The following is a 13,652-nucleotide window of genomic DNA, read 5'->3' as shown; positions in this document are numbered from 1 at the left end:
TCCTGCCGACGTCTGGGGCCTGGCCGCAATGGGGCGCCTCAGGCCGAAAATGCCTCCGCGCGCTGGCAACGCCTTGCGCCGCCAACGCCTCCTCCAGCCAAGTTTCCAGCGATTGGACATTCAGACAAGTGAATTCTCTGGAAATTCCTATGAGGATTTGGAATATCAATCTGGCATAACGACTTGAAAGTGAGGCTCCGATGAAACTCGTCACCAGCCGTCTCACCATCCGCCATTTGCGCATGGTCGTGGCGATCGTCGAAGAGGGCAATCTGGTGCGCGCCGCCAAGCGGCTGAACATGACCCAGTCGGCGGTGACCAAGGCGCTGCAGGAAATCGAGGCGCTGACCAAGGCGAGGCTGTTCGACCGCACCAATCGCGGCGTCGTGCCAACGATGTTCGGCGACACGCTGGCCGAGCACGCGCGCCTCGTCATCACCCAGTTGGCGCATGCCGAAGAGCATCTCGCCGACCTGCGCGACGGCACCGGCGGCCGCGTCGCCATCGGCACCTTGCTGTCGGCCTCGGCCGAATTGCTGCCGACGGCCATCGCCCGGCTGCGCAAGGAACGGCCCAAGCTGGTGGTCAAGATCGTCGAGGGCACCAACGACGTGCTGATCCCGGCCTTGCGCGCCGGCGAGCTGGACATGGTGGTCGGGCGCCTGTCCGAGCAGCGCGACCGGCTGAATGTCGTGCAGGAGACGCTGATGGACGACATTGCCTGTGTCGTCGCGCGCCGCGGTCATCCGCTGGCCGAGCGCAGCGCGCTCAGCCTCGCCGACCTGATTGGCTGGGAGTGGATCCTGCCGCCACAGGAAACCAGCCTGCGCCGCCAGATCGACATCGCCTTTCGCGAGGAAGGCCTCGAGCCGCCGTCGCATGCGGTGGATTCCGTTTCGCTTCTGACCAATCGGGCGCTTTTGATCGATGCCGACTATCTCGGCGTGTTCCCCGCCCAGGTGGCGCGCCGCGAGGCTGCCGCCGGCGCCATCGTCATCCTGCCGGTGACCTTGCGCGCCACGGCCATGCCGATGGGCATCACCACCCGGACCAATGCGCGGCTGTCGCCGGCGGCCGAAGTGCTGGTGGAGACGCTGCGCCGCACCGCCGCCGACCTGGCGCGCCATGACGTATAAGTAATCGCTGGACGATTGATATTCCCAGACGTCATGGCTGGATGACGAGTTTTCCATTTACCGGAATGCTGGTTGGGCCAAGCTTGGGCGATTGGACAACACTGCGGAGGAGCAGCTGTTGCCTGCGGTTTCTGCCCGACGACGACCGGCGAGCTGATGCGCCGGCGACGGGCAGCGTCCGCCTGCCCTGCTGCCCCTCCCTTTGAAGCGTCCACTGCGACGGCCGGCACAGCCCGCGATCGAGGATTGCGGAGGCTTTGCCCGAGCGGTCGGGAATTTTGGGGAAGAGGAATAATCTGATGCATTTCAAGGGAATCTTGTCGGCCGCCGTCCTGGCTTTGTCGGTCAGTGCGGCCTATGCCGAGGACCCGCTCAAGATCGGCATGATCACGACGCTTTCGGGTCCCGCCGGCTATCTCGGCCAGGACATCCGCGACGGCTTCCAGCTCGCCATCGATGCCAACCAGGGCCAGCTCGGCGGCAAGGCGGTCGAACTGGTGGTCGAGGACGACAGCCTGAAGCCGGGCAATGCCAAGCAGATCGCCGACAAGATGCTGTCCGAGCAGGGCATCAAGCTGTTCACCGGCATGGTGTTCGCCAACGTCGCCTTCGCCGCCCTGCCCGACATTCTCGACGGCGACGCGATCTATGTCAGCGCCAACACCGCATCCGCCACCTTCGCCGGCAAGGAATGCCACCCGAACTATTTCGTCAGTTCGTGGCAGGACGACAGCCAGGGCGAAAGCGCCGGCGCCCTTGCCCAGTCGCTCGGTTACAAGAAGGCCTTCCTGATCGCGCCGAACTACCAGGCCGGCAAGGAAACGATGGGCGCCTTCAAGCGCTTCTACAAGGGCGAGGTCGTCGGCGAGACCTACACCGGCCTCGACCAGACCGACTTCGCCGCCGAGATGGCGCAGATCCGAGCCGCCAAACCCGACGTCGTCTACGAGTTCGAGCCGGGCGGCCTCGGCATCGCCTTCATGCGCCAGTACCAGCAGGCCGGCCTGCTCAAGGACATCCCGATGGTCGTCCATCCGGCGTCCCTCGACCAGGTCATCGTCGGTGCCGTCGGCGACGCCGCGCTCGGCGTGAAGGTCACCAGCCACTGGAACGACGACTTCGACAATCCTGTGAACAAGGACTTCGTCACGGCCTGGAAGGCCAAGTTCGGCGACCGTCCGATCACCTACTACGCCGCCCAGGGCTATGACGCGGCACTTCTGATCGGCACCGGCCTGGAAAAGTCTGATGTCGACGACCTGCCGGCCTTCCGCAAGGCGCTGCTGACGTCTGAAATCCCGTCGGTCCGCGGTTCGTTCAAGTTCGGCCCCAACCAGCATCCGGTGCAGGACTGGTATTCGCTCAAGGCGGAAAAGGGCGCTGACGGCAAGATGGTGCTCAAGACCGAGAGCAAGGTGCTGACGGCGCACAGCGACAGCTACGCCGCCGACTGCAAGATGCCGACGGACTGATCGACAAAGGAGACACGCGTCCCGGGGCGGGTGGTCCCGGGACGCGCACTCGACCAAGATGCGCGACGGGGCCTGCAGCCCCGGCAGCAGTGGCCAGGCTCTCCGCTGAGCGACTGGCCTCAGGCAGTTGCAGCGTGGCTGCCGACGTAGAAGACCTCTCGGCCAAGCAAAGCGATGTCCTTGGTATCGATGCTGCTTTCGGGGCTGTTCAGCATTTCCCCACACACGCGTCAGCTTCTTGTCAGCCCGGCGAGACAGCTTTACCCATCGTCACGCGGTAATCCCCTTCGGCATGTGGATTTTCTTGGCTTTGCAGGCCAATAACCATCAAACACTTGATGTGATGAAGGTCGGCGGCAGGCAATTGGGTGTTGACCTTTGGTCCATCTGGCTTTCCGATTGCAGCCGGAAATCGACGAAGGGCAAGATGCTGAAGACACCAGGGGCGGACAAGGAAGGTGCAGCTGAGCGTCGTGCGATCAGCGCGGATCTGATTGCGGTGCTCGTCGCGGCCCCCAACGGAAATCCTGTCGTGCTCACCGTCAAGGAGGGCACCACCCTGCCCTCGGGCCCATTCGCGCTTGGCCATCGTTCGCTGCAATCGGGACTGCGCGACTGGGTGGAGCAGCAGACCGGCCACCCGCTTGGATACATCGAGCAGCTCTACACCTTCGCCGACCGCGACCGCAGCATCGAGGAAGCCACCCGTCGGGTGATTTCGATCAGCTATCTCGGCCTGACGCGCGAAGAGCCCTCGCACCGCACGCCGCCGGGCAGCTGGCGCAACTGGTACGAATTCTTCCCCTGGGAAGACCACCGTACGGGCGCGCCCGCAATTATCGACGACATCATCGTGCCGCGCCTGCGTCAGTGGGCTGATGCTGCCGAGCAACAGGACAAGCGGCAGAACCGGCTGCGCCGCGCCGCCGGCGCTTTCGGCTTCGACGACCGTCACTGGAACGAAGAGCTGGTGCTGCAGCGCTACGAGTTGCTGTTCGAGGCAGGTCTGGTCGAAGAGGCGGTGCGCGCGAAAGGCGACACGAATGCCCCTGCCGTGCCGGGCCGGACCATGACCGGCGATCACAGGCGAATCCTCGCCACCGGCATCGGCCGCCTCCGGACCAAGATCAAATATCGCCCCGTCGTGTTCGAGCTGATGCCGCCGGCCTTCACGCTGCTGCAGTTGCAGCGCGCGGTCGAAGCACTGGCAGGCGTTACCGTGCACAAGCAGAATTTCCGCCGCCTTATCGAGCAGCAGGACCTGGTCGAGGAAACCGGCGAAATGAGCGCCGACACCGGTGGACGCCCGGCGAAACTGTTCCGTTTCCGCCACGCCGTGCTCGACGAACGTCTGGTCGCCGGCACCAAATAGCCAATTCGCGGCTTGACAGAGCTTATGCTCATGCTAAGCATATGCCCCAATTATACTCAGTTCGAGCATAATAGGAGCAACGATGTCTGGCATGACCCCTTCCGCCGCCTCGCTCTATGACCGCGTCCAGCGCGTCATTCCCGCCATCGAGTGGCCGGTCTTTTCCGATGACATCGACGCCATCCTGCGCCTCAAACGCGAGCGCAACGCCGTCATCCTGGCGCACAACTACCAGACACCGGAAATTTTCCATTGTGTCGCCGACATCGTCGGCGACAGCCTGGCGCTTGCGCGCAAGGCGATGGAGGTAGAGGCCGACGTCATCGTGCTCGCCGGCGTGCATTTCATGGCCGAGACCGCCAAGCTGCTGAACCCGTCCAAGACGGTGCTGATCCCCGACATGGGCGCCGGCTGCTCGCTGGCCGATTCGATCACGCCCGAAGACATCCGCCTGCTGCGCCAGCGTTATCCCGGCGTGCCTGTTGTCACCTATGTCAACACGTCGGCCGCGGTGAAGGCGGAATCGGACATCTGCTGCACTTCGGGCAATGCCAAGGCGGTAGTGGAATCGCTCGGCGTGCCGCGCGTGCTGATGCTGCCCGACGAATATCTGGCGCAGAACATCGCCGCCCAGACCGACGTCGAGATCATTGCCTGGAAAGGCCATTGCGAGGTGCATGAGCGCTTCACGCCCGAAGACATCCGCGAGATGCGCGCCGCCCATCCCGGCGTTACCGTGCTGGCCCACCCGGAATGCCCGCCCGAGGTCGTTGCCGAAGCCGATTTCGCCGGCTCGACGGCCGCGATGTCCGACTATGTCGGCCGTGAGAAGCCGGCCCGCGTCGTCCTGGTGACGGAATGCTCGATGAGCGACAACGTCGCCGTCGACCATCCCGACGTCGAGTTCATCCGGCCGTGCAATCTGTGCCCGCACATGAAGCTGATCACGCTCGGCAATATCCGCTCCGCCCTCGAACGCAACCAACACGCCGTGACCATCGACCCGGCCGTCGCCGAGCGCGCCCGCCTCGCCGTCGAACGGATGCTTGCGGTATGACCGACGTCGCCCGCCTGGCCGGACGCCCCGTCATCATCGGCGGCGGGCTCGCCGGCCTGATGACGGCGCTCGAGCTGGCGCCGGAGCCGGTCGTGTTGCTGTCCGCAGCCCCGCTGGGCAGCGACGCCTCGAGCGCGATCGCGCAAGGCGGGCTCGCGGCGGCAATGGGCAACGACGACTCGCCGGAACTGCATCTCGCCGACACGCTGGCTGCCGGCGACGGCCTGTGCGACGAGGCAATCGTCCGCAGGATCGTCGAGGCGGCGCCACGGGCCATCGACAGGCTCGCCGCGCTGGGCGTCGCCTTCGATCGCGATGCCGGCGGCACCCTGCAGCTTGGGCTCGAAGCCGCCCATGCGCGCAGGCGCATCGTGCACGCGGCAGGGGCGGCGACCGGACGCGAACTGATGCGCGCGCTTGTGACCGCTGTCCGCAACACCGCGTCGATATCAGTCGTGGAAGGCTTCGCGGCGCGCCGGCTGCTCGTCGAAAACGGTGTCATCGCAGGCGTTCTCGCCGCCGGCGGCACCGGCAGCATGGCGCTCGCCACCGGCCGCGTCGTGCTCGCCACGGGCGGGGTCGGCGCATTGTTTCGCGACACGACGAACCCGCTCGGCTGCTTCGGCCAGGGCCTGGCGCTCGCAGCGCGCGCAGGCGCAGCATTTGCCGACCTCGAATTCGTCCAGTTCCACCCGACCGCGCTCGACGGCGTGCTGCGGCCGATGCGGCTGGTCAGCGAGGCGGTGCGCGGCGAAGGCGCTGTACTGATCGACGAAACCGGACGGCGCTTCCTCGCCGAGCTGCCGGGCGCCGAGCTTGCCACGCGCGATGCGGTTGCGCGCGGCGTCCATCGCCATCTCGCCCGCGGCCACCGGGTGTTTCTCGACGCCCGGGCCTGCCTCGGCGCAGGTTTTGCCGACCGCTTTCCGACGATTGCGGGCTACTGCAACGACGCCGGGATCGACCCCGCGCGCGAGCCGATCCCGGTGCGTCCCGCCGCGCATTATCACATGGGCGGCGTGGCGGTGGACCGCGAAGGCCGCAGCACCGTGCCTGGCCTGTGGGCCTGCGGCGAGGTCGCCTCATCCGGGTTGCATGGCGCCAACCGGCTGGCCAGCAACTCGCTGACCGAAGCCGTCGTCGTGGCCGGCTGGGTGGCACGCAGCGTCGCCGCCTCCGCCGATACGCACCATGTGGCAAACGCCTTGCCGCCGGTGCCTGTACGCCCCGATCCGGCTTTTGCATGCGACATCGTCTCGTCCTCGCTGGGCGTCTTGCGCGACGGCGAAAGCCTGCGCGAGGCAGTTGCGGCACTGCTACCGATTGCCAGCGGCAATTCGCCGGCAGCCGATCCCGCCGCCGTGGCGCTGATGATGGCCGTCTCGGCGCTCGGCCGCGAGGAAAGCCGCGGCGCCCATAGCCGCAGCGACTTCCCCCTGCGCAGCGCCGCGGCGCGCCGATCGCGCATCACGCTCGACGCGGCACAGCAGGCCGCGGCCTCGCTCGATTTCTTGCCCATTGCCCGGAGCGCCTGACGATGCACCTCACCCCCCTGCCCCGGATCATGCTCGAGCCACTGGTGCGCGCCGCCCTGCTGGAAGACCTCGGCCGCGCCGGCGACATCACCACAGATGCCATCGTGCCGGCGGACCACCGGGCGACAGTCGTGCTCGCCTCGCGCCAGCAGGGCGTCGTGGCTGGTCTCGACCTGGCAGCGCTTGCCTTCAGCCTGATCGAGCCCGCAATCGAGATGAAGGTCGAGAAACCCGACGGCAGCCGCCTGGTTCCGGGCGACGTCATCGCCACACTCAGCGGGCCTGCGCGTGGCTTGCTGACCGGCGAACGCGTGGCGCTGAACTTCCTGTCCCATCTCAGCGGCATCGCCACCGCCACGGCAGGCATCGTCGATGCGGTTGCCGGCCATAGAGCGCGCATCGTCTGCACCCGGAAAACCACGCCCGGCCTGCGCCCGCTGGAGAAATACGCCGTGCGCTGCGGCGGCGGCTCCAACCATCGCTTCGGCCTCGACGACGCGGTGCTGATCAAGGACAACCACATCGCCATTTCGGGCGGTGTTCGCCCGGCCATCGAGCGCGCCCGGGCCAATGTCGGCCATCTGGTGAAGATCGAGGTCGAGGTCGACACGCTGGAACAGCTGGACGACGTGCTGAAACTCGGTGTCGACGCCGTCCTGCTCGACAACATGTCCCCTGATACCTTGACCACGGCCGTCAAAATGGTCGCCGGACGGGCGATCACCGAAGCCTCGGGCCGGGTCAACCTCGCCACCGCCCCCGCCATCGCCGCCAGCGGTGTCGACCTGATTTCCGTAGGTTGGCTGACCCACAGCGCACCGATCCTCGATATAGGACTGGACACGGCACCCTGACCGGGGCAAAGGTCCCGCCCCGGGTGGGGATGGCAAGGACACGTCTTGGCAATGGAGAGCGCATGAACGCCGATTTGCACCTGAACGCAGCCGCAACCGAGATCAATGCCGCGCGTCCGCAGTGGAGCCGCGCGGAAGCCCAGGCGATCTACGATTCGCCCTTCAACGACCTGCTGTTTCGGGCACAGACCGTCCATCGCGAGAATTTCGACCCCAACCGGGTGCAGATGTCGCGCCTGCTGTCGATCAAGACAGGCGGCTGCCCCGAGGATTGCGGCTATTGCAGCCAGTCGTCGCGGCATGAATCCGGCCTCAAGGCCTCCAAGCTGATGGAGGTGCAGCGTGTTTTGGCCGAGGCGAAGAAGGCCAAGGACGGCGGCGCCACGCGCTATTGCATGGGTGCAGCCTGGCGCAGCCCCAAGGAGCGCGACATGGATGCCGTCGTCGCCATGATCGAAGGCGTCAAGGAACTCGGCATGGAGACCTGCATGACGCTCGGCATGCTCGATCTCGGCCAGGCCCAGCGCCTGAAGCAGGCCGGACTCGACTATTACAACCACAACATCGACACCTCCGAGCGCTACTACAACGAGATCATCACCACCCGCACCTTCGCCGACCGGCTGGATACGCTGGCCAATGTCCGCGACAGCGGCATCAAGGTCTGCTGCGGCGGCATCGTCGGCATGGGCGAGGAGAAGGCCGACCGCGTCGACATGCTGTTGACGCTCGCCAACCTGCCCGAGCATCCCGACTCGGTGCCGATCAACATGCTGATCCCGATCGAGGGCACGCCGCTCGGCGAAGCTGATCCGATCGAGCCGATCGAATTCGTCCGCACCATCGCACTTGCCCGCATCATGATGCCGAAGTCGCATGTGCGCCTGTCAGCCGGCCGCACGGCGATGAGCGACGAGATGCAGGCGCTGTGTTTCTTTGCCGGTGCCAACTCGATCTTCGTCGGCGACACGCTTTTGACCGCCGAAAACCCCGGCGAAGACAAGGACACGGCGTTGTTCCGTCGTCTCGGCATCCAGCCGATGGAGCTCGACGCGGGGTGACAGGGCGGGCTTTGCTCGACCGCTACGAGGCCAGCCTGCGCGGGCTGGCCCGCAAGAGTCGGCTGCGTGCGCTGAGCGGCCGTGCCGGGCTCGATTTCGCTTCCAACGACTATCTCGGGCTGGCCCGCAGCAAGCGCATGGCCGATGCGGTTGCCACTGCCCTCGCCAACGGTACATCGGTCGGCGCCACCGGCTCGCGGCTGTTGCGCGGCAACGACCCCGAGCATGAGGCACTGGAAGAGAAGGCCGCGAGCTTCTTCGGCGCCGAACGGGCGCTGTTCTTCGGCGGCGGTTATGTCGCCAATTTCGCCGTGCTCACCACCTTGCCGCAAAAAGGCGATCTGATCGTGCTCGACGAGCTGATCCATGCCAGCGCCCATGAAGGCGCGCGCGCCGGCCGCGCCGAGGTGGTGGAAGCAAAGCACAATGACGCCAGCGCTGTGGACGACGCCATCCGGAGCTGGCGCACGGGCGGCGGCAGCGGACGTGCCTGGATCGTCACCGAAAGCCTTTATTCGATGGATGGCGATTTCGCCCCGCTCGACGACCTCGCCGCCGTCGCCGACCGGCACGAGGCCTTCCTGTTCGTCGACGAGGCGCACGCGACGGGCGTCTATGGCCCCGAGGGGCGCGGGCTGGCTCACCATCTCGAAGGCCGCGACAATGTCGTCGTGCTGCACACATGCGGCAAGGCGCTGGGCGCATCGGGCGCGCTGGTCACGGCCTCGGCGGTTTTGTGCGACTATCTCGTCAACCGCTGCCGGCCCTTCATCTATGCCACGGCGCCCTCGCCGTTGATGGCGGTGGCGTCTGCCACGGCACTCGACATCGTCGCCGACGAACCAGAGCGGCGCGAGCGGCTGGCCCGGCTGGTGAAGCTCGCCGGCGACAAGGCGGAGACGCTTGGCTTTGTGCCGAGCGGATCGCAGATCCTGCCCATCGTCATCGGCGACAATGCGCGCGCCATGCAGCTTGCCGAAGCGCTGCAGGCGCGCGGCTTCGACGTCCGCGGCATCCGCCCGCCGACAGTGCCCGAGGGCACGGCGCGGCTGAGAATCTCGCTGACGCTCAATATCGGCGAGGACGATGTTTCCTCGCTGTTTGCAGCCCTTCAAGAGGAATGCTCGCAATGACGGCGCAGCCCACGATCGTGGTCACCGGCACCGACACCGGCATCGGCAAGACCGTCTTCGCCGCGGGCCTGACCGCCCTGCTCGACGGCGTCTACTGGAAGCCGGTGCAGTCGGGCATCAAGGAAGAGACCGACAGCGAGATCGTGACACGCCTCGCCGGCCTTGCGCCTGAACGGATGCTGCCCGAGGCGTGGCGGCTGAAGGAGCCGCTGTCGCCGCACCGCGCTGCCGAACTCGACGGCGTCGAAATCGACACCGACGCGCTCGCCCTGCCCGCCACCGCACGGCCACTGGTCGTTGAAGGCGCCGGCGGGCTGATGGTGCCGGTCAACCGGCGCACGCTCTACATCGACGTCTTCGCGCGCTGGGCGGCACCGGTGGTACTCTGCGCCCGCACCGGCCTCGGCACGATCAACCACACGCTTTTGTCCATCGAGGCGCTGCGCGCCCGCTCGGTGCCGCTGCTGGGCGTCGCCTTCATCGGCGACGAGATGGCAGACACCCAGCGCACCATCGCCGAGATGGGCAATGTGCGTGTGCTTGGCCGCCTGCCCCGGCTCGACCCGCTGACGCCCGAAACGCTCGCCGAGGCCATGCGGACGAGCTTCAACGCGGCCGACTTCCTGGAGGCCCAGTTCTTGCAGGCAAAGCCATGAGCCGTTCCGCCGTCTGGCATCCCTTCACCCAGCACGCCGCCGAGCCCGTGCCGCCCGTCATCGCGCGCACCGAGGGCGCCTATGTCGAAACGACAGAGGGCAAGCGCATCCTCGACGCGATCTCCTCCTGGTGGGTCATCACCCATGGCCACCGCCATCCGAAAATCGTCGAGGCGATCCGAAATGCCACCGAAACACTCGATCAGGTCATCTTCGCCGGCCTGACCCACGAGCCAGCGGAAAAATTGGCCTCGGCACTTGTCGAGATGGCGCCCTCAGGCCTCGACTGGGTGTTTTTTTCCGACAGCGGCTCGACCAGCGTCGAGGTCGCGCTGAAGATGGCGCTCGGTTTCCACCGCAACAATGGTTCTCCGCGCTCGCGCCTCGTCGTGATGGAGCACAGCTATCATGGCGACACCATCGGCACGATGAGCGTCGGCGAACGCGGCGTGTTCAACGCCGCCTACGACCCGCTGCTGTTCGAGGTCGACACCATCCCCTTCCCCGCAGCCGGCCGCGAACAGGAGACGCTCGACCGCTTCGAGGCTTTGACCCGCGACGGCAAGGCTGCTGCCGTCATCGTCGAACCCTTGGTGCTCGGCGCCGGCGGCATGCTGATCTATCCGGCCCGGGTGCTGACCGAGCTCAAGCGCATCGCCGAAAAGTCCGGCACGCTGTTCATCGCCGACGAGGTGATGACCGGATGGGGCCGCACCGGAACCATGTTCGCCTGCGAACAGGCTGGCATCTCGCCCGACATTCTCTGCACATCGAAGGGCCTGACCGGCGGCTCGGTGCCGCTGGCAGCGACGCTCGCCACCGACGCGATCTTCCGGGCGCATTTCTCCACCGATCGCGCCAAGACCTTCTTTCATTCGAGCTCCTACACCGCGAACCCCATCGCCTGCGCTGCGGCCCTCGCCAATGTCGGGATCTGGCGCGACGAGCCGGTGACTGAGCGTGTGGCGGCCTTGTCGAAGATGCAGGCGGAGAAGATCGCGCGCTTCAACGGCGATGCACGTTTTGAGAATGTTCGGACGGCCGGCACCATCGCCGCCGTCGACCTGCTTGTCGGCAAGGCAGGTTATCTCGCCGAAGTCGGGCCGAAGCTGCGCGCATTCTTCCTCGAGCGCGGCCACCTGGTCCGCCCGCTCGGCAACGTCATCTACGTACTGCCACCCTATTGCGTCACCGCAGCCGAGCTCGACCGGCTCTATGACGCCGTCGACGAGGCCGCCGAGCTGGCGAAGAGCGGATGAGCCGGACCGCGCGCATTTCAGCCTTCGGCCACCATGTGCCGGGCCGCAAGGTCGAGAACGCCGAAATCGAGGCGAGCCTCGGCCTCGATGCCGGTTGGATCGAAGGCCGCACCGGCATCCGCTCGCGCTACTGGGCCGAGCCTGAGGACACTTTGTCCGACCTCGCGGCACATGCCGGGGAGATGGCGCTGCAGCAGGCTGAAATCGCGCGCGAGGATGTCGGCCTGCTTTTGCTCGCCACCTCGACGCCCGACCACCTGTTGCCGCCGAGCGCACCTCTGGTGGCGCATAAGCTCGGCCTCGCCAGGTCGGGCGGCATCGACCTCGCCGGCGCCTGCGCCGGTTTCATCTATGCGCTGACCTTCGCCGACGGTTTCGTGCGGCTGCACAACAAGCCGGCGATCGTCATCGCCGCCAACATCCTGAGCCGCCGCATCAATCCGGCCGAGCGGGCAAGTAGCGTGCTGTTTGCGGACGCTGCCGGAGCGGTCGTGCTGACGCCTTCCGACGACGCGGGCCACGGCATTCTGGGTGCGTCCGTTTCCGCCGATGGCGGCGGCTACGGCTTGATCCAGATCCCCGCCGGCGGCAGCAACCGGCCCTTCTCGGACGAACTCGACATCACAGAGACGCGCATGACCATCGCAGATGGACGCGCGGTGTTCGCCAAGGCGGTCGAGATGATGAGCCGTTGCTCCACGGAGGCGCTTGCTGCGGCAGGCCTGGAGACATCAGCCGTCAGCCGCTTCGTGCCGCACCAGGCCAATGCCCGCATCTTCAATGCGGTGGGCAAGTCGCTCGGCATCGCCGACGACAGGATCGTCAAGACGATCGCCGACTACGGCAATTCGTCGGCGGCGACGATCCCGCTGTCGCTGGCCCTGGCGCATCGGACTATGCCGTTCCGGCCGGGCGAGACGCTTTTGCTCTCGGCGGCAGGCGCCGGCATGACCGGCGGTGCGTTGGTGGTTGGAATGTAGCGTCGCGCCGGCTGGCGGATCAGGGAGGAACAATGCGCAAGATCGTCGCCGGCAAGCTGCACGGCATCCATGTCACAGAAGCCAACCTCAATTATCACGGCTCGATCACGCTCGACCCCGATCATTGCGAAGAAGCCGGCATTCTGCCGATGGAGTTCGTCGAGATCTGGAACAAGAGCTCCGGCGCGCGGATCTCGACCTATGTCATCCTCGGCGAGCGCGGCTCACGCTGCTGCATCCTCAATGGCGCTGCCGCCCGCACATGCCAGGCTGGCGACCAGGTCATCATCTGCAATTCCGTCTATCTGAACGAAAGCGAGATCACCGCGCTCAAGCCCCGCGTCCTGACCTTCGACAAGGACAACCGCATCGCCGACCGGCTGACCTATTCGGTCGAGCGCGACCAGGCCGGCCGCTACAGCTTCTCGATCCTTGACGAAGCCAGTGCCAGGCTTCCGATCCCGGCACTGGTCAGCAGTCATTAAAGCCTGTTCCATTCCGATGAACCGGAACGGGGCTCTGTCTTTTTGCCGTCGCATGATCTTTTCCGAAAACCGGTCCCGCTCTTCGGGATCATGCCTTAGAGCCGGGCCGACAGACGGCCCGGCATCAATCTGGTTCTAGCGGCGTTCGAGATGCTCGACGGCGAGGAAGGCAGCCTTGGCGGCCAGCGACAGCTGCCTGGCGGCTTCGACGCGCGCCGGCGTGTAATAATGCTCTTCATGCAGCATGTTGACGGTGCCCAGCATGGTGTCGCCGACAAAGACCGGCCAGTTGAGCACCGAACCGCAGCCGAGCGACCAGATCAGCTCGTGATCGGGGAAGACGTCGGCAATGTCCTTGATGGTGTTGGCGACGAAGGGCTTACGCTGGACGTGGATCGTCTCGAACCAGTGGGTGCGGTTGATCGGCTTGGTGCCCGAGACGGGATAGGCATCGGGATGGCTGGTGTAGGTGCGGCCCGAAACTTCGGTCGCCCAGTCGAGCTTCATCACGGTGAACAGCTTGGCGCCGACGATCACGTCGGCCAGAGCCTGCAGCGCCGCCCACACGCCCTCGACCTCTGATGTGGTCGCAATTGCGGCATCGAAGGCGGCCAGCGCCCCGGCGAAATTGGTCTCTGTCATGGTGTACCTC

14 protein-coding genes are annotated in these 13,652 nt (G+C 66.1%); 12 read left to right on the top strand and 2 right to left on the bottom strand.

The features are described 5' to 3' along the window. Nucleotides 1-200: 200 nt before the first annotated feature. Nucleotides 201-1,136: a LysR family transcriptional regulator gene (locus tag HNQ95_RS08025; protein ID WP_067962799.1), complete on the top strand. Its 936-nt coding sequence runs from the start codon at nt 201-203 to the stop codon at nt 1,134-1,136. Nucleotides 1,137-1,435: 299 nt separating this feature from the next. Beyond that, nucleotides 1,436-2,608, top strand: coding sequence for an ABC transporter substrate-binding protein (locus tag HNQ95_RS08020; RefSeq protein ID WP_067962802.1), 1,173 nt, complete (start codon nt 1,436-1,438; stop codon nt 2,606-2,608). Nucleotides 2,609-2,849: 241 nt separating this feature from the next. Here the strand turns inward: HNQ95_RS08020 and HNQ95_RS33940 are convergent, their stop codons facing one another. After that, complete coding sequence (locus HNQ95_RS33940; protein WP_281411254.1) at nt 2,850-2,972, bottom strand: hypothetical protein; 123 nt, start codon at nt 2,970-2,972, stop codon at nt 2,850-2,852. Nucleotides 2,973-3,035: 63 nt separating this feature from the next. Between HNQ95_RS33940 and HNQ95_RS08015 the strand changes: the two genes are divergently transcribed. The 10 genes from HNQ95_RS08015 (at nt 3,036) to panD (ending at nt 13,000) form a co-directional block, all read left to right on the top strand. Continuing rightward, the gene (locus HNQ95_RS08015; protein ID WP_067966686.1) at nt 3,036-3,980 is read left to right on the top strand and encodes an NUDIX hydrolase; all 945 of its coding nucleotides are present in this window, start codon (nt 3,036-3,038) and stop codon (nt 3,978-3,980) included. A gap of 82 nt (nt 3,981-4,062) precedes the next feature. Next, nucleotides 4,063-5,037 (top strand): quinolinate synthase NadA, encoded by a 975-nt coding sequence (gene nadA / locus HNQ95_RS08010; RefSeq protein WP_067962805.1) that lies wholly within the window; start codon nt 4,063-4,065, stop codon nt 5,035-5,037. Continuing rightward, the gene (locus tag HNQ95_RS08005) at nt 5,034-6,572 is read left to right on the top strand and encodes an L-aspartate oxidase (RefSeq protein ID WP_067962809.1); all 1,539 of its coding nucleotides are present in this window, start codon (nt 5,034-5,036) and stop codon (nt 6,570-6,572) included. Before nadA ends, HNQ95_RS08005 begins: the two co-directional genes overlap by 4 nt. Nucleotides 6,573-6,574: 2 nt before the next feature. Further along, nucleotides 6,575-7,426, top strand: a complete 852-nt coding sequence (gene nadC / locus HNQ95_RS08000) for a carboxylating nicotinate-nucleotide diphosphorylase (RefSeq protein ID WP_067962812.1) — start codon at nt 6,575-6,577, stop codon at nt 7,424-7,426. Nucleotides 7,427-7,488: 62 nt separating this feature from the next. Further along, nucleotides 7,489-8,487, top strand: a complete 999-nt coding sequence (bioB, locus tag HNQ95_RS07995) for a biotin synthase BioB (protein WP_067962815.1) — start codon at nt 7,489-7,491, stop codon at nt 8,485-8,487. Beyond that, on the top strand, nt 8,484-9,620 hold the full coding sequence (locus tag HNQ95_RS07990; RefSeq protein WP_067962818.1) for an 8-amino-7-oxononanoate synthase: 1,137 nt from the start codon (nt 8,484-8,486) through the stop codon (nt 9,618-9,620). Before bioB ends, HNQ95_RS07990 begins: the two co-directional genes overlap by 4 nt. After that, nucleotides 9,617-10,276, top strand: coding sequence for a dethiobiotin synthase (bioD, locus tag HNQ95_RS07985; RefSeq protein WP_067962821.1), 660 nt, complete (start codon nt 9,617-9,619; stop codon nt 10,274-10,276). The genes HNQ95_RS07990 and bioD overlap by 4 nt, the downstream gene beginning before the upstream one ends. Continuing rightward, nucleotides 10,273-11,535, top strand: a complete 1,263-nt coding sequence (locus HNQ95_RS07980) for an adenosylmethionine--8-amino-7-oxononanoate transaminase (RefSeq protein ID WP_067962824.1) — start codon at nt 10,273-10,275, stop codon at nt 11,533-11,535. The genes bioD and HNQ95_RS07980 overlap by 4 nt, the downstream gene beginning before the upstream one ends. Further along, on the top strand, nt 11,532-12,515 hold the full coding sequence (gene bioZ, locus HNQ95_RS07975) for a 3-oxopimeloyl-[acyl-carrier-protein] synthase BioZ (RefSeq protein WP_067962826.1): 984 nt from the start codon (nt 11,532-11,534) through the stop codon (nt 12,513-12,515). Before HNQ95_RS07980 ends, bioZ begins: the two co-directional genes overlap by 4 nt. 32 nt (nt 12,516-12,547) lie before the next feature. Then, a complete protein-coding gene (panD, locus tag HNQ95_RS07970) occupies nt 12,548-13,000 on the top strand; it encodes an aspartate 1-decarboxylase (protein WP_067962830.1) in 453 nt (150 codons plus the stop codon). Between the two features lie 135 nt (nt 13,001-13,135). On the opposite strand, the gene HNQ95_RS07965 is transcribed toward panD, so the two are convergent. After that, on the bottom strand, nt 13,136-13,642 hold the full coding sequence (locus tag HNQ95_RS07965; protein WP_154385557.1) for a GAF domain-containing protein: 507 nt from the start codon (nt 13,640-13,642) through the stop codon (nt 13,136-13,138). Nucleotides 13,643-13,652: the final 10 nt, after the last annotated feature.

The organism is Aminobacter ciceronei, from assembly GCF_014138625.1.
GTDB classification, from domain to species: domain Bacteria; phylum Pseudomonadota; class Alphaproteobacteria; order Rhizobiales; family Rhizobiaceae; genus Aminobacter; species Aminobacter ciceronei.
Note: the sequence above shows the minus strand (reverse complement) of the source record. Positions and strands in the feature narration are given on the sequence as shown.

Excerpts from the sequence above, each read along its gene's own strand:
- HNQ95_RS08025 (WP_067962799.1), top strand. The coding sequence starts at position 201 with ATGAAACTCGTCACCAGCCGTCTCACCATCCGCCATTTGCGCATGGTC.
- HNQ95_RS08020 (WP_067962802.1), top strand. The coding sequence starts at position 1,436 with ATGCATTTCAAGGGAATCTTGTCGGCCGCCGTCCTGGCTTTGTCGGTC.
- HNQ95_RS08015 (WP_067966686.1), top strand. The coding sequence starts at position 3,036 with ATGCTGAAGACACCAGGGGCGGACAAGGAAGGTGCAGCTGAGCGTCGT.
- nadA (WP_067962805.1), top strand. The coding sequence starts at position 4,063 with ATGTCTGGCATGACCCCTTCCGCCGCCTCGCTCTATGACCGCGTCCAG.
- HNQ95_RS08005 (WP_067962809.1), top strand. The coding sequence starts at position 5,034 with ATGACCGACGTCGCCCGCCTGGCCGGACGCCCCGTCATCATCGGCGGC.
- nadC (WP_067962812.1), top strand. The coding sequence starts at position 6,575 with ATGCACCTCACCCCCCTGCCCCGGATCATGCTCGAGCCACTGGTGCGC.
- bioB (WP_067962815.1), top strand. The coding sequence starts at position 7,489 with ATGAACGCCGATTTGCACCTGAACGCAGCCGCAACCGAGATCAATGCC.
- bioD (WP_067962821.1), top strand. The coding sequence starts at position 9,617 with ATGACGGCGCAGCCCACGATCGTGGTCACCGGCACCGACACCGGCATC.
- HNQ95_RS07980 (WP_067962824.1), top strand. The coding sequence starts at position 10,273 with ATGAGCCGTTCCGCCGTCTGGCATCCCTTCACCCAGCACGCCGCCGAG.
- bioZ (WP_067962826.1), top strand. The coding sequence starts at position 11,532 with ATGAGCCGGACCGCGCGCATTTCAGCCTTCGGCCACCATGTGCCGGGC.
- panD (WP_067962830.1), top strand. The coding sequence starts at position 12,548 with ATGCGCAAGATCGTCGCCGGCAAGCTGCACGGCATCCATGTCACAGAA.
- HNQ95_RS07965 (WP_154385557.1), bottom strand. The coding sequence starts at position 13,642 with ATGACAGAGACCAATTTCGCCGGGGCGCTGGCCGCCTTCGATGCCGCA.